Raw genomic sequence first — 19648 nt, 5'->3', positions numbered from 1 at the left:
ATGGTGCGAGAGGCCGTCACGATCTACAACCAAGAGCGGCCGCACCTCTCTTTAAAATACAAAACGCCCGATGCGGTGCATCGGGCGTTAGGGTGAAACAGGTGTAAACCTATTTCAGGACTAGACAATCAAACCAACACTTACAACTTGGGACCCGCAGCCTTGATCGCGTCGCTCACTTCGAACTTCTTGAAGTTCTCGATGAACAGGCCGGCCAGTGCTTTGGCGGCTTCGTCGTAGGCGGCTTTATCAGCCCAGGTGTTGCGTGGGTTCAGCAGGCCAGTCTCAACGCCCGGTACGGCCAGTGGCACGTCGAGGTTGATGGTGTCCAGGTGCTCGGTCTCGGTGCCGATCAATGCGCCGCTCTGGATCGCTGCGATCACCGCACGGGTGGTCGGGATGTTGAAGCGCTTGCCGACGCCGTAGCCACCGCCGGTCCAGCCGGTGTTGACCAGGTAGACCTTGGAGCCGAAGCCGCGGATACGCTTGATCAGCAGCTCCGCGTATTCACCAGCCGGACGCGGGAAGAACGGTGCGCCGAAGCAAGTGGAGAAGGTCGACTTGATGCCGCTGCCCGAACCCATTTCAGTCGAACCCACCAGAGCGGTGTAGCCGGACAGGAAGTGGTAGGCCGCTTGTTCTTCGTTGAGGATCGACACTGGCGGCAGCACGCCAGTCAGGTCGCAGGTCAGGAAGATGACAGCGTTAGGCTCGCCACCGAGGTTCTTCTCGGAACGCTTGGCAACGTGCTCCAGCGGGTAAGCGGCCCGGCTGTTCTGGGTCAGGCTGACATCAGCGTAGTCGGCGTGCTTGGCGTCATCGATGACAACGTTTTCCAGGACTGCGCCGTGCTTGATGGCTTTCCAGATGACCGGCTCGTTCTTCTCGGACAGGTCGATGCACTTGGCATAGCAACCGCCTTCGATGTTGAAGACAACGCCTTCGCCCCAGCCGTGCTCGTCGTCACCGATCAGGTAACGGCTTTCGTCGGCCGACAGAGTGGTTTTACCGGTGCCGGACAGACCGAAGAACAGGGTCACGTCGCCTTCTTCGCCGATGTTGGCAGCACAGTGCATTGGCAGCACGTCAGCAGCCGGCAGCAGGAAGTTCTGCACCGAGAACATGGCTTTCTTCATTTCACCGGCGTAACGCATGCCGGCGATCAGCACTTTTTTCTGTGCGAAGTTGAGGATCACGCAACCGTCGGAGTTGGTGCCGTCACGCTCAGGCACGCATTCGAAGTTGGCGACGTTGAGCACTTGCCACTCTTCACGGCCAGCCGGGTTGTACTGGGCCGGGTTGATGAACAGGCAACGACCGAACAGATTCTGCCAGGCAGTCTGGGTGGTCATCTTCACGGCCAGGTAGTGATCTTCGGCCGCACCTACATGCACGTGGGAAACGAAATGCTCTTGCGCGTTGTTGAACGCCTCAACACGGTTCCACAGGGCATCGAACTTGTCGGCCGGGAACTTGCGGTTGATCGGGCCCCAGGCGATGGCGCCGGTGGTGGACGGCTCGTCAACGATGAAACGATCGACTGGCGAACGGCCGGTACGGTGACCGGTACGAACAACCAGTGCGCCGGTATCGGCAAGCTCGCCTTCACCGCGGTTGAGGGCTTCTTTAACCAGATCATCAACACTCAGATCGGTGTACACGGCGTTATTGGCTTGCGTCATGAGGTTCCCCGTCGGCCATTGGCCGAGTGCTCCAAACGTTTTTGTAGTAGAAAGTCGTGCACTACTACCGCGAAAAAAGTGGGCCGGATTATGCCAGAAAAGCCCAAAAAGAGTAGGCCCCTCCTGTCGTAACGGCGTTATTCCGGCACAAACCAGTGAATTTACCTGCGCTGAACCGTTTTAGTGACGGGTATCTGACGGTGTCTCGACACCCGCGCCGGCGAACAATTGAGTGACATCGGCGGCGTCGAACAGGTACTGCTGATTGCAAAACTGACAGTCGATCTCGATGTTTCCACCGTGCTCGACCACCAGGTTTTGCGCATCTTCCATGCCCAGACTGACCAGCGCATTGGCCGAACGTTCGCGTGAGCAGCTGCAACGGAAACGCAGTTTCTGCACGTCGAACAGACGCACCTGCTCTTCGTGGTAGAGGCGATGGAGCACGGTTTCGTTGTCCAGGCTCAGCAGTTCATCGGCGGTCAACGTCCCGCTCAATGCGGTCAGGTGCTGCCAGCTGGCGGCGCGTTCTTCTTCGTCTTTCAGGCGATCGGCGGGCAGTTGCTGCAGCAACAGGCCACGGGCGCGACGGCCATCGGCGCAGAGCTTGATGCGCGTGCCGATCTGCTGCGACATGACGAAGTAGTTGGTGAAACAGTCGGACAGCGTTTCGCCGTCCAGATCGACCACGCCCTGGTAGCGCTGGCCTTGTTTCGGGTCGATGGTCAACGTCAGCGAACCGTCGGGCATCAGGTCGGCCAGGGTGGCGTCGGGGGCAATGCGGTCGGCCTCGTAACGGGCCAGGCCACGAATGTCGCGCTCGCTGGAGCATTCGATCATCAGCAACGGGATCGGGCCTTCGGAGCGGGCCTGAAGGATCAGCAAACCGTCGAACTTCAAGGTGCCGACCAGCAACGCCGCAGCCGCCATCAGTTCGCCGAGCAGCTGCGCAACCGGCTCCGGATAGGCGTGTTTGGCCAAGACCTCAGCGTAGCTGAGCTCCAGCGAAACCATCTCGCCACGGGTGTCGCTGTCATCAAAGATGAAGCGTTGGGTGAAGTCGTTATCCGGTAGGTCGGTCATAAGTCTGGGTATCTGAAGTGGTGACAAAAGTGGTTACAGAATTCGAGGTTACGCCTTGGCCATCGGGTCGTGCTGTCTGGTTATGGCTTACAGGCCGGCGACTGTGTGCGCTTTACGACGAATGGCACATGCACGGCAGGCGAATTACCTCATATGGCTACGCAAAGGCGCAATTACAAGTCTTCGCCGGTTTGGAACGATCGGCGGACGGGTCAATCATTCGATGCTGCTGCCACGAAACTTGAACAGATCACGCCGCTGTTTCTTGCTCGGCTTGCCATCAGTGCTCACACCCAGGGCGCCCGCCTTGCGCTCGGCGGCGGCGTTTTCGCGCTTGGCGAGGCTGGCTTCGGTTTCGGCGTACAGCGTCTGCGCTTCCGGCGCACCACGGCGCACGATCGACAGCGCCCGAACCACCACCGTGCGCTCCTCAAAACCGGCGCGGATCACGAATTCATCGCCAATGCGCGGCTCTTTGCCAGGCTTGCAGCGCTCGCCCCGGCAATGCACCTTGCCGCTTTCAATCGCCGCCTTGGCCAAGGCACGGGTTTTGTAAAACCGCGCAGCCCACAACCATTTATCGAGGCGGACTTTGTCGTCCTCATCGCTTTTTTGTGCCATGGGATTTCCTCATTCTGAAATATTGGTGAACTGTACTACCGTTCTGTCGTACCAAGAATTACTCCGTCCCGGATTACAATGCTGACATTCCATAACCTCCTTGCGGGGCTGGAAATCCGGGCCGTAGATATCTGTCGCCTTTTAACCATTATTCTGCGTGAATACCGCGAATTCGGCCGCCTGCGGCCTCCGTGGTTTCTACCGGTTGAGCCATTTTGAAGACATTTGACCATTTGACCGTTGTCGGTCTGCGCGAGTGGGTGGCGCTCCCGGATCTGGGAGTGGCCGGCCTTCGGGCAAAAATCGACACCGGTGCCAGTACCTCAAGCCTGCATGCCACCGACATCGAGACTTTCGAGCGCGATGGCAGCCAGTGGGTGCGCTTCACGGCGCACCTGGGCACGGTGGTGCAACTGCGTCACCGTCGCTGCGAGGCACCGCTGGTGACAAGAAAAACCATTAAAAGCTCCAACGGTCACGCGCAGGTGCGATACGTGATCAGTACCACCCTGGCCCTCGGTGATCGGGTCTGGCGGGTCGAGTTCACCCTCGCCTGCCGCAAGTCCATGCGTTATCGCCTGTTACTCGGTTCCAAAGCCCTGATCGATGGCCAACTGGTGGTCAATCCGGGCATCAAGTATGTACAAGACAAGCCGGTGTTCCCGGTATCTACCTCCTCCACAGGTGTTGCATGAAGATCGCTGTGCTGTCGCGGAACCCGCGTCTGTATTCCACCCGCCGCCTGGTCGAAGCCGGTACCGAACGCGGCCATGAAATGGTGGTGGTCGATACCCTGCGCGCCTACATGAACATTGCCAGCCACAAGCCGCAGATCCACTACCGCGGCAAGCCGCTGGAGGGATTCGATGCGGTGATACCGCGGATCGGCGCCTCCGTTACTTTTTATGGCTGCGCGGTGTTGCGTCAGTTCGAAATGATGGGGGTGTTTCCGCTCAACGAATCGGTGGCCATCGCCCGCTCACGGGACAAACTGCGTTCGCTGCAATTGCTGTCACGCCGGGGCATTGGTTTGCCGGTCACCGGTTTTGCCCACTCACCGGATGACATTCCCGACCTGATCGAAATGGTCAACGGCGCACCACTGGTGATCAAGGTGCTGGAAGGCACCCAGGGCATCGGCGTGGTGTTGTGTGAAACCGCCACGGCCGCAGAGTCGGTGATCGAGGCATTCATGGGCCTCAAGCAGAACATCATGGTTCAGGAGTACATCAAGGAGGCTGGCGGTGCCGACATTCGTTGCTTCGTGGTGGGCGACAAGGTGATTGCGGCCATGAAGCGCCAGGCCAAGCCCGGCGAGTTCCGCTCCAACCTGCATCGCGGTGGTAGCGCCAGCCTGATCAAGATCACCCCGGAAGAACGTATGACCGCATTGCGTGCGGCCAAGGTCATGGGGCTCTCGGTGGCGGGTGTGGATATCCTGCGCTCCAATCACGGGCCGCTGGTGATGGAAGTGAACTCGTCGCCAGGGCTGGAAGGGATCGAGACCACCACTGGCAAGAATGTGGCAGGGATCATCATTGAGCATCTGGAGAAGAATGGCGGGCCGAATATGACCCGGACCAAAGGCAAGGGTTAAATTTTGAGCCTTGTGGCGGCAGGGATGCCGCCATCGCGAGCAGGCTCGCTCCCACAGGGGATTGCATTCCAATGTGGGAGCGAGCCTGCTCGCGATGGGGCCATCAGCCCCACCGAAACAGTCAGCGGTTAAACCGCATCCCTCGGCAACATCAGCCCCAGCGGCAAGCGCACCCGCGCCTCCAGGCCACCGCCCGGACGGTTGCGCAGCTCAACGTTGCCGCCGTGCATCGAAGCAATCCGCTTCACGATCGCCAGGCCCAATCCGGTGCCCTTGCCACCCCGGGCACGATCACCACGGGTGAACGGGTTGAAGATCGCTTCCAGCTCCGACGGATCGATCCCTGCACCGCGATCCATGACGCTCAGCACCACGTACGGTGCGTTCACATCCCCAGACACGTATGCCGCCACTTCCACGCCATTGCCGGCGTGGTGCAGCGCATTGCCGATCAGGTTGTTCAGCAAGCGCTTCATCGACACCCGACGCAACGGAAACGGCTGGATCGGTTCCAGGCGCAGGCGCACTTTCTCTTCGTTCTGGTTGTACGGTGCGGCCACTTCGCGAACCAGATCACTCAAGTCCACTTCTTCCACCGACTCGTCCCGACCATCACGAATGAACGCCAGGAACTGGTCGAGAATCGCATCCATGTCCTCGATGTCGCGGACCATATCGTCCGTGAGGTCGTTGCGATCGCCCATCAACTCCAAAGACAGGCGCAAACGGGTCAGGGGCGTGCGCAGGTCGTGGGAAACCCCGGCCAGCATCAGTTCGCGCTCGCGACCGGCCTGCTCGACGTCTTCAGCCATCTGGTTGAAGGCGCGATAAACCTCGGTCATTTCACTCGGCGTATCGCTGATCGGCAGGCGCACACTGCGACCCTGGCCGAGTTGCCGTGCCGCGTAGACCAGACGTTTGAGCGGTTGGTTGAGCTGGCTGACAAAAATCCACGCCGAGGCGGTGGACAGCAAGCCAATGGCAAGAAACCAGCCCAGTACGTTCCAGATTTTCTGACCGCGCAACGGGTGCGGATACAACGGCACTTTCAACCAGCCATCGCCCAGGCTCGGCGCCCGGACCCACAGCGCCGGCGGTGAATGCATGCGCAACCGGACTTCGGTGTCGGCGCCCAACTCGGCCTGCATCTGCCGCTGATAGATTTCGCTATAGGGCCAGTGCTGTTCGCCTTCAGGTACGCCAGCACCCACCACCCGGATCAGGGTCGCGGCCTCGGCGATCTTGTCACGATTGTTTTCATCGGCGGCCCAATAGGCGCGCAGCGTCAGGGCGACGCCGTGACTGTACTGGCGGTCCACCAGCACGTCTTCGTTCATCAACAGGTAAACCAGGGTCAGTGCCTTGGAGAACAGGACGACGATGAGCACCAGCCAAAGGGTGCGGGAGAAGAAACTCTGGGGGAACCAAACCGGGGTTTTCATGGATAACCGTTACATACTTGCAGGAGCGAGCGATGCTCGCATATTGCGGATCGCGAGTCTGCGGGCAAGGCTGATTGACCTGCCACCCGCACGACCCGCTCCTACAAATCGCCGATCACTTGCTGGCGGCGCCATCCGGAACGAACACGTAACCCACGCCCCAGACAGTCTGGATGTAACGCGGCTTGGACGGATCGGGTTCGATCATCCGGCGCAGACGGGAGATCTGCACATCAATGGAGCGCTCCAGGGCATCCCACTCGCGGCCACGGGCCAGGTTCATCAGCTTGTCGCGGGTCAGCGGCTGACGGGCGTTCATCACCAGGGCCTTGAGCACCGCGAACTCACCGGTGGTGAGCATGTGCACTTCTTCGCCGCGCTTGAGTTCGCGGGTGGCCAGGGACAGTTCGTAATCACCGAAAGTCACGCTTTCGTCTTCGCTGCCCGGCGCGCCCGGCACCGGAGCCGACTGACGACGCAGAACAGCTTTGACACGGGCCATCAGCTCATCGGGGTTGAATGGCTTGGCCAGATAGTCGTCGGCACCCAGTTCCAGGCCCTTGATGCGGCTCAGCTCATCGCCCTTGGCGGTCAGCATGATGATGGGGATCTGGTTGTTCGCGCCACGCAGGCGGCGGCAGGCGGTCAGACCGTCTTCGCCGGGCAGCATCAGGTCGAGGACGACCAGGTTGAACACTTCGCGTGCCAGCAGGCGATCCATTTGCTCGGTGTTCGGCACGGCGCGGGCGCGGTAGCCCTTGCTGACGAAGAAACGCTCCAGCAGGCTGCTGAGGCCCGGATCGTCATCAACAATAAGAATTTTTTCACCTTCAGCAATGTTTGCAGTGCTGCTCATTAGATGCTCCTTTGATCTCGGCGCGCATTATGGCGTAGCTGCCGTTATACGCACCGTGTGCATTGTTAGCAGATTTTTCCTTTATCGCCAGAAAACCGGCCACCGAAGCCACTGCCCGCGATGCCCCCGAATGCCGGAACGCTGGTTATAATGCGCGGCCTTTTGTGTCAGGCAACATCAGACAGCTACTACAGTCGTGCACCGTTTTTATTTCAGGGTGCCGGCAGTCATTGTTCGATTTCACGGGTCAACGGGATACCTTTTGATCCAGGCAGCGGCGCAGGTCAGGCCGCTCAACCAGACTCGCCAGGGCCCTAACTCTGCGCCTGCGAGCCTGCTTTCACAATTTGTCAGGTGGTTTTATGGACAGCATCAACAGCCGCATCGCCGAGGAACTCGGTGTACGCCCACAACAGGTCGAAGCGGCCGTCGCGCTACTCGATGAGGGCTCTACCGTTCCCTTCATCGCCCGTTACCGGAAAGAAGTGACCGGCAGCCTCGATGACACCCAGTTGCGTCACCTGGAAGAGCGTCTGCGCTACCTGCGAGAACTCGACGAACGGCGCATCAGCATCCTGGCCAGCATCCAGGAGCAAGGCAAACTGACCCCGCAGCTCGAGCGTGATATCAAACTCGCCGACACCAAGACCCGCCTCGAAGACTTGTACTTGCCGTACAAGCAGAAGCGCCGCACCAAGGGCCAGATCGCCCTGGAAGCCGGCCTCGGCGAGTTGGCTGACGGTCTGTTCAACGACCCGACCCTGAGCCCGGAAACCGAAGCCGCCCGCTTCATCGACGCGGAAAAAGGCGTGGCCGATGTCAAGGCTGCCCTCGAAGGCGCCAAGTACATCCTGATGGAGCGTTTCGCTGAAGACGCCGGTCTGCTCGACAAGCTGCGCAGCTACCTGAAACAGGAAGCCACCCTCAGCGCCCGCGTGATCGCCGGCAAGGAAGAGGAAGGCGCCAAATTCCGCGATTACTTTGAACATGACGAACCGCTGAAAAGCATGCCGTCGCACCGTGCGCTGGCGATTTTCCGTGGCCGTAACGAAGGCATTCTCAGCTCTGCGCTGAAAGTCGGCGACGAATTGCCGGGGACCATGCACCCGTGCGAAGGCATGATCGGCCAGCACGTCGGCATCCAGAACCAGAACCGCGCCGCCGACAAATGGCTGGGCGAAGTGGTGCGCTGGACCTGGAAGGTCAAGCTCTACACCCACCTGGAGACTGATTTGCTGGGTGAGCTGCGCGATGGCGCGGAAACCGAAGCGATCAACGTGTTCGCCCACAACCTGCACGACCTGCTGCTGTCGGCCCCGGCCGGCCCGCGCGCGACCCTGGGCCTCGACCCGGGCCTGCGCACCGGCTGTAAGGTTGCGGTGGTCGACTCCACCGGCAAACTGCTGGATCACGCCACGGTTTACCCGCACGTGCCGCACAACAAGTGGGACCAGACCATCGCGATCCTCGCCGCCCTGTGCGCCAAGCACTCGGTGGACCTGATCGCCATCGGCAACGGCACCGCCAGTCGCGAGACCGACAAGCTCGCCGCCGAGCTGATCAAAAAATACCCAGCCATGAAGATGACCAAAGTCATGGTCTCGGAGGCTGGAGCATCGGTTTACTCGGCGTCGGAACTGGCCTCCAAGGAGTTCCCGGACCTCGACGTGTCGATCCGTGGTGCGGTGTCGATTGCGCGCCGCCTGCAAGATCCGCTGGCGGAGCTGGTGAAGATCGATCCTAAATCCATCGGCGTCGGCCAGTACCAGCACGACGTGTCGCAGCTGAAACTGGCGCGGGGCCTGGATGCGGTGGTCGAAGACTGCGTGAACGCCGTCGGCGTCGACGTGAACACCGCCTCCGTGGCGCTACTGGCACGGATCTCCGGCCTCAACGCGACCCTGGCACAAAACATCGTCAGCCACCGCGACGAACACGGCGCGTTCAAAACCCGCGCGGCGCTGAAGAAAGTCGCACGTCTGGGCGAGAAAACCTTTGAGCAAGCGGCTGGTTTCTTGCGCGTCATGAACGGTGACAATCCACTGGATTCGTCCGCAGTGCACCCGGAAGCCTATCCGCTGGTGCAACGCATCGCCGCTGAAACCGACCGTGACATTCGCTCGCTGATTGGCGATGCCGCGTTCCTCAAGCGCCTCGACCCGAAGAAGTACACCGACGAAACCTTCGGTTTGCCGACCGTGACCGACATCCTGCAAGAGCTGGAAAAACCGGGTCGCGACCCGCGTCCCGAGTTCAAGACCGCCGAGTTCCAGGAAGGTGTCGAGGACCTCAAGGACCTGCAACTGGGCATGATCCTCGAAGGCGTGGTGACCAACGTGACCAACTTCGGCGCGTTCGTCGACATCGGCGTGCATCAGGACGGTTTGGTGCACATCTCTGCGCTTTCCGAGAAATTCATCAAGGATCCACGGGAAGCGGTGAAGGCCGGTGACGTGGTGAAGGTGAAGGTCATGGAAGTCGACATTCCGCGTAAACGCGTGGGCCTGTCGATGCGCATGAGCGACACCCCGGGCGAGAAAATCGACGGTGCTCGCGGCGCGCGTCCGGGGTCGGCACCGCGCCAATCCCAGAACACCGCACCGCGCAAGGAAACCACGGCGGCGGCTCCGGCCAACAACGCCATGGCTTCGCTCTTCGCCAACGCCAAGCAGTTGAAGAAACGTTGATGGAGGTCCCTGCCGGGTATACCGAAAGCGCTTTTTTCAAACTGCTGGGCTGTCGCCTGCACAGCCTGGAAACCGGGGTGGCGCAAGTCGCCCTGGTGCTGGAACCGGCGCTGCGCAATCGCGCTGGCAAGCTGCACGGCGGGGCCTTGTTCAGTCTGGTGGACATTGCCATGGGGCTGGCCTGCTCCAGTACCCACGGCTTTGACCAGCAGAGCGCGACCATCGAGTGCAAGATCAACTACATCCGCGCCGTCGCTGACGGCGAGGTGATGTGCACGGCGCGGGTGATTCACCCGGGCCGGCGCACGCTGGTGGTCGAGGCCGACGTAGTGCAAGGCGACAAATTGGTCGCAAAAGCACAAGGCACGTTCGCTGTCCTGTAGCTAGATGTCATCGATTTGAGTTAATTTCAGCAATAGCCCTCTGTGGGAGCAAGCCTGCTCGCGAAGGCGGTGGGTCAGTCGGCGACCATGCTGACTGATCTACTCTCTTCGCGAGCAGGCTCGCTCCCACAGGGGGTTACTGCAGTCCGTGATTGACCGATTCAGTACGGCATAAAACCAGGCGAAAACGCTAGTTTCAACTTCACCCTTGTAGACCGTCTTGCCCACCCCCATATTGGGGCGACTGACGCGTGAAGGAATCCAACTTGAGCGAACTTTTCAACCGCCGCCTGGCCCTGCTCGGCGAGCGCGCTAACCTCTCTCTGCTCGAACAGTGCCTTCACGGCATCGAACGTGAATGCCTGCGCGTGACCAGCGAAGGTCGGCTGGCGCAAACGCCGCACCCGGAAGAATTGGGTTCCGCGCTGACCAATGAACAAATCACCACCGACTATTCCGAGTCGCTGCTGGAGTTCATCACTCCGGCCCTGCCCGACCCTGCCGATACGCTGGCGAGCCTGGACAGCATTCACCGCTTTGCCTACAGCAAGCTCGGCAACGAGTACCTGTGGAGCCCATCGATGCCGTGCCCGCTGCCGGCCGAGGAAGACATCCCGATCGCCTATTACGGCACCTCCAACATCGGGCAGCTCAAGTACGTGTACCGCAAGGGCCTGGCCCTGCGTTACGGCAAGACCATGCAGTGCATCGCCGGGATTCATTACAACTTTTCCCTGCCGGAAAAGCTCTGGCCGCTGCTCAAGGAAGCCGAAGGTTTTGTCGGCACTGACCGCGATTTCCAGTCGTCGTCCTACATCGCACTGATCCGTAACTTCCGCCGCTACAGCTGGCTGTTGATGTACCTGTTCGGTGCATCGCCAGCGCTGGATGCCGGTTTCCTGCGCGGTCGTTCGCATCAGCTGGAACAGCTGGATCCGGACACCCTGTATCTGCCCTACGCCACCAGCCTGCGCATGAGTGACCTGGGTTACCAGAGCAACGCCCAGGCCGGCCTGACGCCGTGCTACAACGATCTGACCAGCTACACCGACAGCCTGCGCAAAGCGGTCGCCACGCCGTATGCGCCCTACGTCGAAGTCGGCACGCACAAGGATGGTGAGTGGGTGCAGCTCAACACCAACATCCTGCAGATCGAAAACGAGTACTACTCCAACATCCGCCCGAAACGCGTGACCTACTCCGGTGAGCGGCCAATTCAGGCATTGATGGCCCGGGGCATTCAGTACGTCGAAGTGCGTTGCCTGGACATCAACCCGTTCCTGCCGATGGGTATCGACCTCACCGAATCGCGTTTCCTCGACGCCTTCCTGCTGTTCTGCGCGCTGAACGACAGCCCATTGCTGACCAACACCAGCTGCGGTAACGCCACGTCGAACTTCCTCAGTGTGGTCAAGGAAGGTCGCCGTCCTGGCCTGCAACTGCAGCGCGACGGGCAGCCGGTCGACTTGAAAGAGTGGGCAAGCCAATTGCTGGAAAACATCGCGCCACTGGCGGCGTTGCTGGATCAGAGCCATGGCGGCGATGCTCACAGCAAGGCGCTGGATGCACAGCTGGCCAAGGTTCAGGACCCGTCGCTGACGCCATCGGCCCAGGTGCTGGCGGCCATGGCCGAGCACAAGGAAAGCTTCGCTCAGTTCTCCCTGCGCCAGAGCCAGGCCCATGCCGAGTTTTTCCGTAGCGAGCCGTTGCCGGTTGAGGAACAGGCAAAGTTCGAAGAGCGGGCGCGTTCGTCGCTGGCTGAACAGGCTGAGCTGGAACAGAACGAAGTCGGTGATTTCGATGTGTTTGTCGGGTCGTATCAGGCAAGCATCCTGGCGATCAGCAACTAACCTCTGAAGGTCCTGCGGACCTCTTCGCGAGCAGACTCGCTCCCACAGGATTTGCGCAGTCCCTGTGGGAGCGAGCCTGCTCGGGAAGGCCGCGCTACGGTCGAGCTTAGAATTTTCCGCTCATATGCTCATTCTAAAAAGTTATTTATTTTAGGATTCTTAGATCATTTAGTCTCCTTTCACGCCGACTCTCGTCCGCCTGACAAGGAGCTTCCCGATGAAACTGCATTTCCCTCTTCGCCTGCTGGCGGCCGCCTCTCTGGCGGCAGCGAGCTTCTTTGCCCAGGCAGCTGACGTGACTGTCGCCTACCAGACCACCGTTGACCCGGCGAAAGTCGCCCAGGCCGACGGCGCCTATGAAAAAGCCACCAAGGCCGACATCAGCTGGCGCAAATTCGATAACGGTGCCGACATCATCGCCGCCATCGCCTCCGGCGACGTACAGATCGGCTACCTCGGCTCCAGCCCCCTGACGGCGGCCATTACCCGCAAAGTGCCGGTGGAAACCTTCCTCATCGCCACCCAGATCGGCGCCGCCGAAGCGCTGGTGGCCCGTGACGGTTCCGGGATCAAGACCCCACAAGACCTGATCGGCAAGAAAATCGCCGTGCCATTCGTTTCCACCGGCCACTACAGCCTGCTCGCGGCGCTGAAGCACTGGAACATCGACCCGTCGAAAGTCACCGTCCTCAACCTCGCACCACCAGCGATCATTGCTGCGTGGAAGCGCGGGGATATCGACGCCACATACGTTTGGGACCCGGCCCTCGGCGTGGCCAAGGAAAACGGTAAAGTGCTGATCACCTCCGGTGAACTGGCCAAGTTCGGTGCGCCGACCTTCGATGCCTGGATCGTGCGCAAAGACTTCGCCGAGAAGCACCCAGACATCGTCACCGCGTTCGCCAAAGTGACCCTGGATGCCTACGCCGATTACCGCAAAGACCCGAAGGCCTGGCTGGCCAATCAAGGCAACGTCGACAAGCTTGTAAAACTGTCTGGCGCCAAGGCCAGCGATATTCCGCTGCTGCTGCAAGGCAATGTTTATCCACTGGCGGCTGACCAGTTAACCAGCCTCGGCGCACCGACCACCAAAGCCATCACCGACACCGCCGTATTCCTCAAGGAACAAGGCAAGGTCGAAGCCGTGCTGCCGGACTACGCCCCTTACGTCAGCGCCAAGTTCATCACCAACTGATCGGGAGTTAACCGCGATGGCCTTGCTACAGCTGGAGCGCATCAGCGCACAGTACCCCGGCGCAGCAGAACCTGTGCTGGTGGATATTTCCCTGACCCTGGGGCCCCAGCAATTGCTGGTTGCCCTCGGCCCGTCCGGCAGTGGCAAGACTTCGCTGTTGAACCTGATTGCCGGTTTCGTCGAACCCAGCGCCGGGCGCATCACCCTCGACGGCGTGCCGGTCAAAGGCCCCAGTGCCGAACGCGGCGTGGTGTTCCAGGACGACGCCCTGCTGCCCTGGCAGGACGTGCTGGCCAACGTCGGCTTCGGCCTGGAACTGGCTGGCATCGCTCGAGACAAACGCGAAATCCGCGCCCGGGAGATGCTCGCACTGGTAGATCTTTCCGGTTTTGAAAACCGCCACATCTGGCAACTGTCCGGTGGGCAGAAGCAGCGCGTCGGGCTAGCCCGCGCGCTGGCTGCCGATCCTCGCGTGTTGCTGATGGACGAACCCTTCGGCGCCCTCGACGCCTTCACCCGCGAGCAGATGCAAGAGCTGTTGCTGCAAGTCTGGCGGCGCACGGCCAAGCCGGTGTTCCTGATTACCCACGACATTGAAGAAGCGGTATTCCTCGCCACGGATCTGATTCTGCTGGCGCCGAATCCTGGGCAAATCGTCGAACGTCTGAGCCTGGATTTCGGTCAGCGCTACGCCGCCGGTGAGTCGGCACGTTCGATCAAGTCCGACCCACGCTTTATCGAAACCCGCGAACACGTCCTCGCCAAAGTGTTCTCCCAACGCAGCGCCGCGCCACGGCAGGAGCACGCATGAGCAGCTACGAAATTCCCGCCGCAGCGGTAAAGGCAAGCTCCACGGTCATTCCCGTACGCCGCCGTTTGAGCACGCGCTGGATCAGCGTGCTGACACTGATCGCGCTCGTTGCCATTTGGTGGGCTGTCACCGCCACTGGAATGATCGAACCGTTGTTCCTGCCGCCACCCTCCGCCGTGCTGCAAAAAGGCTGGCTGCTGGCGACCAGCGGCTACATGGATTCGACCCTGTGGCAGCACTTGGGCGCGAGTCTCAGCCGCATCGGCCTGGGCCTCGGCTTCGCGGTGCTGACAGCTGTTCCGGTCGGCATCGCCATTGGCCACAACCGCATCGCTCGCGGCATTCTCGATCCGCTGATCGAGTTCTACCGCCCGATTCCACCGCTGGCCTATCTGCCGCTGATCGTGATCTGGTGCGGCATAGGCGAGCTGTCGAAAGTGCTGCTGATCTACCTGGCGATTTTCGCCCCGATTGCCATCGCCACCGCTACCGGTGTGCGCACGGTCGACCCGGCGAAATTGCGCGCTGCGCAGTCTCTGGGCGCGACCCGTGCGCAGTTGATTCGCCATGTAATTCTGCCGAGTGCCCTGCCGGACATTTTGACTGGCGTGCGTATTGGCCTCGGCGTTGGTTGGTCGACTTTGGTCGCCGCCGAGCTGATCGCCGCCACCAGCGGCCTGGGTTTCATGGTGCAATCGGCCGCGCAGTTCCTGGTCACCGATGTGGTGGTCCTGGGAATTCTGGTGATCGCGCTGATCGCCTTTGCCATGGAGATGGGCTTGCGCAAACTGCAGCGCAAACTGGTGCCGTGGCACGGCCAGGCTCATTGATGAGTGAACAAACCTGTGGGAGCGAGCCTGCTCGCGATAGCGGTCCATCAGTCAACGTTGTATTGCCTGTCTCACTACAATCGCGAGCAGTCTCGCTCCCACAAAAAGCACACCTCGGATTGAAGAAATCACCATGAGCAACCTGACCATCGTCCCCCTCAGCTCAGCCCTCGGCGCCCAGATCAGCGGCGTCGACATCAGCCAGCCGCTGAACCTGGAACAGCGCGACGCCATCGAGCAAGCGTTGCTCAAGCATCAGGTGCTGTTCTTCCGCGACCAACCGATCACGCCACAGCAGCAAGCGCGCTTCGCGGCCAATTTCGGTGATCTGCACATTCACCCGATCTACCCGAACGTACCGGAACAACCGGAAGTGCTGATCCTCGACACCGCTGTCACCGACGTGCGCGACAACGCGATCTGGCACACCGACGTGACCTTCCTGCCCACCCCGGCGATGGGCGCGGTGCTTAGCGCCAAGCTACTGCCGGAGTTCGGCGGCGACACCCTGTGGGCCAGCGGCATTGCAGCGTACGAAGCCTTGTCGGCGCCAGTGAAAGCCTTGCTCGAAGGGCTGACCGCCACCCACGACTTCACCCGTTCATTCCCGCTGGAACGCTACGGCAACACGCCCGAAGCGCTGGCCCAGTGGGAGGAAGCACGACGCAAGAATCCACCGCTGTCGCACCCGGTAATCCGCACGCATCCGGTGAGCGGGCGCCGTTCGTTGTTCGTCAATGAAGGTTTCACGTCGAAGATCAACGAACTGTCGGAAACCGAAAGCGAGGCGATTTTGAAGTTCCTGTTTGCCCACGCCACCCGGCCGGAATTCACCATTCGCTGGCGCTGGCAGAAGGATGACATCGCGTTCTGGGACAACCGCGTGACACAACATTACGCGGTAGATGATTACCGGCCGGCCCGGCGGGTGATGCAGCGGGCGACGGTGCTAGGGGATGTGCCGTTTTTTCGCTGATTTTTTGTTTCCATTTCTGGCCCCATCGCTAGCAGGCTAGCTCCCACAGGAGGAATGCATTCCAATGTGGGAGCTAGCCTGCTAGCGATAGCCATGTAACAGACGCCGGGTAATCCAGCGCCGAACTCTTACTCCGCCGTCGAAGGCTTCTCCCAAAGATTGATCCCGCCCTCTTGGGCAAACCGGTCAATCTCCGCCAGTTCCTCTGCGCTGAAACGCAGATTCTTCAACGCTCCGACGTTCTCGATAATCTGCTCCGGCCGGCTCGCACCGATCAGCGCCGAAGTCACGCGCGGGTCGCGCAGGGTCCAGGCCAGCGCCAGTTGCGCCAGGCTCTGACCGCGACGTTTGGCGATCTCATTGAGCGCACGCACGTGGGCGATATTGGCTTCGGACAGATGCGAAGCCTGTAACGAACCACCGCCTGGACGGTTGACCCGCGCATCCGCCGGCACGCCGTTGAGGTATTTGTCGGTGAGCAACCCTTGGGCCAGTGGCGTGAAGGCAATGACGCCGGTGCCGAGTTCGTCAGTGGTATCGAGCAGGTCCTTTTCCACCCAACGATTGAGCAGGTTGTAGGCCGGTTGGTGGATCAACAACGGGACTTTCCACTCTTTGAGCAGCGCCGCCATTTCGCGGGTTTTCACGCCGGAGTACGAAGAGATACCGATGTACAACGCCTTGCCCTGCTGCACTGCCGTGGCCAATGCGCTGGCAGTTTCTTCCAGCGGCGTGTCCGGGTCGAAGCGGTGCGAGTAGAAAATGTCGACGTAATCCAGGCCCAGGCGTTGCAGGCTCTGGTCGAGGCTGGCCAGCACGTATTTGCGTGAGCCGCCGCCCTGGCCATAAGGGCCTGGCCACATGTCCCAACCGGCCTTGCTGGAGATGATCAGTTCGTCGCGGTACTGCTTGAAATCCTCTCGCAGCAAACGACCGAAATTGATCTCGGCGCTGCCATACGGCGGGCCATAGTTGTTGGCCAGGTCGAAGTGGTTGATGCCCTGGTCGAATGCGGTGCGCAGCAACGCGCGCTGGGTGTCGATCGGCGTGCTGTCGCCAAAGTTGTGCCACAGGCCCAGGGACAGCGCCGGCAGCACCAGACCGCTGCGGCCTACGCGGCGGTAAGGAATGGCGTCATAGCGGTTTTCGGCAGCGGTGTAAGTCATCGAATCCTCTCTTGTCTGTCTTGAATCTGGTATCGACTGCTTTGCCAGTCGCCCAGCATACGCCCAGACAAACGCCAAAAAACCCCGGATTCGACCAATTGCTGAAACGTTTCACACTTCTTTCGAAAAACCCTATGCCGACAACTCGCGCAATACTACCGCCGGTTTAAGCTGCTATGGAGGCATGTTGAACGCCTCAAAAGCAGCACCCACTGGAGGAAATCCACCATGCACACCACGATCATCATCACCTTCGGCCTGATCCTCCTGGCGCTGATGCTCTACATCGGCGAGAAGATCGGCTTCAGCCGTCAGATCCTCGCCTACAGCTTTATCGTGCTGTGGCTGGCGCTGACCTTGATCAACGGCGCGGTCGGCATCGTGCATGCCGGCCAGCCGTTGGGTACTGAACTGGTGGTGGGCAGCGCCGTGTTCGGTATCCCGGTGGCGGCGCTGGTGTTGTTCATGGTGCTGATCCGCGAGACATGAAATCCCCGATCAACGCACCAGGTGCAGGAACTGCATGTGCCGTTCGTACTGATCGAGGATGTCGTTGATGATCTGCTCCTTGGTGTAACCCACCAGATCGTAGTTCTGACTGCCCTCGCTCAAATACACTTCGGCACGGTAATAGCGACGATTGTTGAGCTCCTTGGAGCCCATGCCACCCCGGGCAAACGACGGCGTGAAGTAGCCGCGCATTTGCACCTGATAGATAAACGGGTGTTCATCACCGTGACCGATTTCCAGGCTGACGCTGTCGTTGACCGGCTCGGGATGCGTGATCACCTTGAGGCCCTTCTCGATGAATACCGCCGAGACCTCTTCAATCGCCGGACGCACCGTCGTATCGAGAAAGCGATACACCTCGTCCCGCGACGGGAAGTGCACCGCCTGACTCAAGCGCTGACGCCAGCCACCACGCCGTGAGCCGGACACCGGTGCCAGCGAGTGCAGCTGCGCAATCTGCTTCTGCGACTCCAGATAAAACGCCTTGTGCAGCCCCCACATCATCAGCAGCAAAATCAGCGAGAACGGCAATGAGGTCAGCACCACCGCCGACTTCAACGCATCGATGCTGCCGGAAAACAGCAGCGCACTGGTCACCAGCGCAGTCATCGCCCCCCAGAACACCCGCAGCCACTTTGGCCCGTCTTCATCCGGGTTGCCGCCCTTGGCGGACAGGGTCGACAGCACCACGGTGCCCGAGTCGGCGGAAGTGACGAAGAACACGAAGCTGATGAACACCGTGACCGCAATGACGGTTTTGCTCCACGGGTAGGTTTCCAGCAGCAGATAGAGGGTCATCGATGGGTTGTCGATGGCCGACATGCCGAGCGCGCTCATGCCGTGGTTGAGCACCTGGTCGATGGCGCTGTTACCGAAAATCGACATCCACGCCAGGGTGAAACCCAGTGGAATCAACAGCACGCCGAAGACGAACTCGCGGATGGTCCGGCCACGGGAAATCCGCGCGATGAACAGACCCACGAACGGCGACCATGCGATCCACCAGGCCCAGTAAAACACCGTCCAGCCACCCAGCCAGTCGCTGGGTTTGTCGTAGGCGTAGAGGTCGAAACTCTTCATCGGCAAGGCGCCGAGGTAGTCACCGACGTTCTGGATCAGCGTGTTGAGCAAATGCTGCGTAGGGCCGGCGAACAACACGAACAGCAGCAGCGCGCAGGCCAGCAACATGTTGATGTCGGACATCACGCGCACGCCTTTATCGACGCCGGACACCGCGACGATGATCGCCGCGCCCATCATCAGCGTGATCAGGCCGACCTGAATCCATTGCGTGTGGGCGATGCCGAACAAGTAGTCGAGGCCGGAATTAAGGTGCAGCACGCCAAAGCCCATGTCGGCACCGAGGCCGAACACCGTGGCGATGATGCCGAAGCCATCCACCGCGTAGCCGATCGGCCCGTTGATGCGTTTGCCGATCAACGGATACAGCGCCGAGCGCAACGCCAGTGGCAGGTTATGCCGGTAAGCGAAGTAAGCGAGCGCCATGCCGACAAAGGCGAATACGCCCCAGCCATGCAGGCCCCAATGCAGAAACAGGATCTGCATGGCCTGGCGCGCGGCGTCCGCGGTACCTGCCTCGCCTTGGGGCGGCTGCAGCATGTGGGTCAACGGTTCGGACACGCAGAAGAAGAACAGCGTGATGCTGATCCCGGCGGCGAACAGCATGCCCGCCCAGGACAGGTAACTGAATTCGGGCTCGTCGTGGTCGGCACCGAGTTTGATCTTGCCGTAGCCCGATAACGCGGTGACCACCACGAAGACCAGATACAGGGTCATCGCCAGCATGTAGTACCAGCCGACCGTGTTGGCTGCCCAGTTTTGCGCGGCCAGCAACCAGGCACCGGCCTGCTCGGGCATGGCAATGACCACGACACCGAACAACAGAATAAAGCTCGCCGCAAAGTAAAACACCGGCGGGTTCATGCGGACCAGGCCGCT

At 60.6% G+C, this 19648-nt stretch carries 18 protein-coding genes; 11 read left to right on the top strand and 7 right to left on the bottom strand.

Annotated elements, in window-relative coordinates; translation table 11 throughout:
* The coding region (locus BVK86_RS29555; protein WP_139315762.1) for an integrase core domain-containing protein at window positions 1-96 on the top strand (96 nt) is incomplete at its 5' end.
* A 44-nt stretch (window positions 97-140) separates the two neighbouring features.
* Here the strand turns inward: BVK86_RS29555 and BVK86_RS23105 are convergent.
* The 3 genes from BVK86_RS23105 to BVK86_RS23090 all read right to left on the bottom strand — a co-directional run bounded on the left by BVK86_RS23105 (window position 141) and on the right by BVK86_RS23090 (window position 3386).
* On the bottom strand, window positions 141-1682 hold the full coding sequence (locus tag BVK86_RS23105) for a phosphoenolpyruvate carboxykinase (RefSeq protein ID WP_075948619.1): 1542 nt from the start codon (window positions 1680-1682) through the stop codon (window positions 141-143).
* 180 nt (window positions 1683-1862) lie between these two features.
* Window positions 1863-2765: an Hsp33 family molecular chaperone HslO gene (gene hslO / locus BVK86_RS23095; RefSeq protein ID WP_075948618.1), complete on the bottom strand. Its 903-nt coding sequence runs from the start codon at window positions 2763-2765 to the stop codon at window positions 1863-1865.
* Window positions 2766-2981: 216 nt separating this feature from the next.
* Complete coding sequence (locus tag BVK86_RS23090; RefSeq protein ID WP_075948617.1) at window positions 2982-3386, bottom strand: RNA-binding S4 domain-containing protein; 405 nt, start codon at window positions 3384-3386, stop codon at window positions 2982-2984.
* A gap of 215 nt (window positions 3387-3601) precedes the next feature.
* On the opposite strand from BVK86_RS23090, the gene rimB reads away from it, so the two are divergent.
* Window positions 3602-4081 (top strand): retropepsin-like aspartic endopeptidase RimB, encoded by a 480-nt coding sequence (rimB, locus tag BVK86_RS23085; RefSeq protein ID WP_075948616.1) that lies wholly within the window; start codon window positions 3602-3604, stop codon window positions 4079-4081.
* Window positions 4078-4983 (top strand): 30S ribosomal protein S6--L-glutamate ligase, encoded by a 906-nt coding sequence (rimK, locus tag BVK86_RS23080; protein ID WP_053160729.1) that lies wholly within the window; start codon window positions 4078-4080, stop codon window positions 4981-4983. The genes rimB and rimK overlap by 4 nt, the downstream gene beginning before the upstream one ends.
* A gap of 128 nt (window positions 4984-5111) precedes the next feature.
* Here rimK and BVK86_RS23075 read toward each other — a convergent pair whose 3' ends face one another.
* Both BVK86_RS23075 and ompR read right to left on the bottom strand, forming a co-directional pair.
* Window positions 5112-6425, bottom strand: a complete 1314-nt coding sequence (locus tag BVK86_RS23075; RefSeq protein ID WP_075948615.1) for an ATP-binding protein — start codon at window positions 6423-6425, stop codon at window positions 5112-5114.
* A gap of 115 nt (window positions 6426-6540) precedes the next feature.
* A complete protein-coding gene (gene ompR, locus BVK86_RS23070) occupies window positions 6541-7281 on the bottom strand; it encodes an osmolarity response regulator transcription factor OmpR (RefSeq protein WP_075948614.1) in 741 nt (246 codons plus the stop codon).
* Window positions 7282-7643: 362 nt separating this feature from the next.
* Between ompR and BVK86_RS23065 the strand changes: the two genes are divergently transcribed.
* The 7 genes from BVK86_RS23065 (at window position 7644) to tauD (ending at window position 16013) form a co-directional block, all read left to right on the top strand.
* A complete protein-coding gene (locus BVK86_RS23065) occupies window positions 7644-9968 on the top strand; it encodes a Tex family protein (RefSeq protein WP_075948613.1) in 2325 nt (774 codons plus the stop codon).
* Entirely contained in the window at window positions 9968-10351 is a 384-nt protein-coding gene (locus tag BVK86_RS23060) for a PaaI family thioesterase (RefSeq protein WP_075948612.1), read from the top strand. The genes BVK86_RS23065 and BVK86_RS23060 overlap by 1 nt, the downstream gene beginning before the upstream one ends.
* A 266-nt stretch (window positions 10352-10617) precedes the next feature.
* Window positions 10618-12201, top strand: a complete 1584-nt coding sequence (gene gshA / locus BVK86_RS23055) for a glutamate--cysteine ligase (RefSeq protein ID WP_075948611.1) — start codon at window positions 10618-10620, stop codon at window positions 12199-12201.
* Window positions 12202-12418: 217 nt separating this feature from the next.
* Window positions 12419-13396, top strand: coding sequence for a taurine ABC transporter substrate-binding protein (gene tauA, locus BVK86_RS23050; RefSeq protein WP_075948610.1), 978 nt, complete (start codon window positions 12419-12421; stop codon window positions 13394-13396).
* 16 nt (window positions 13397-13412) lie between these two features.
* A complete protein-coding gene (gene tauB, locus BVK86_RS23045; protein WP_075948609.1) occupies window positions 13413-14207 on the top strand; it encodes a taurine ABC transporter ATP-binding subunit in 795 nt (264 codons plus the stop codon).
* Window positions 14204-15037 carry a taurine ABC transporter permease TauC gene (tauC, locus tag BVK86_RS23040; protein ID WP_075948608.1) on the top strand — a complete coding sequence of 278 codons (834 nt, stop codon included), beginning with the start codon at window positions 14204-14206 and terminating at the stop codon, window positions 15035-15037. The genes tauB and tauC overlap by 4 nt, the downstream gene beginning before the upstream one ends.
* Window positions 15038-15170: 133 nt before the next feature.
* A complete protein-coding gene (gene tauD, locus BVK86_RS23035; RefSeq protein ID WP_075948607.1) occupies window positions 15171-16013 on the top strand; it encodes a taurine dioxygenase in 843 nt (280 codons plus the stop codon).
* A gap of 128 nt (window positions 16014-16141) precedes the next feature.
* Here tauD and mgrA read toward each other — a convergent pair whose 3' ends face one another.
* Window positions 16142-17179 carry an L-glyceraldehyde 3-phosphate reductase gene (gene mgrA / locus BVK86_RS23030; RefSeq protein ID WP_075948606.1) on the bottom strand — a complete coding sequence of 346 codons (1038 nt, stop codon included), beginning with the start codon at window positions 17177-17179 and terminating at the stop codon, window positions 16142-16144.
* A 228-nt stretch (window positions 17180-17407) separates the two neighbouring features.
* Between mgrA and BVK86_RS23025 the strand changes: the two genes are divergently transcribed.
* Window positions 17408-17668, top strand: coding sequence for a hypothetical protein (locus BVK86_RS23025; RefSeq protein WP_075948605.1), 261 nt, complete (start codon window positions 17408-17410; stop codon window positions 17666-17668).
* Between the two features lie 9 nt (window positions 17669-17677).
* Here the strand turns inward: BVK86_RS23025 and betT are convergent, their stop codons facing one another.
* Window positions 17678-19633: a choline transporter BetT gene (betT, locus tag BVK86_RS23020; RefSeq protein ID WP_167371517.1), complete on the bottom strand. Its 1956-nt coding sequence runs from the start codon at window positions 19631-19633 to the stop codon at window positions 17678-17680.
* Window positions 19634-19648: the final 15 nt, after the last annotated feature.

This window comes from Pseudomonas reinekei (assembly GCF_001945365.1).
Classification (GTDB): Bacteria; Pseudomonadota; Gammaproteobacteria; order Pseudomonadales; family Pseudomonadaceae; genus Aquipseudomonas; species Aquipseudomonas reinekei.
The sequence above is the reverse complement of the archived record's forward strand: the minus strand, read 5'-3'. Positions and strand labels throughout refer to the sequence as shown.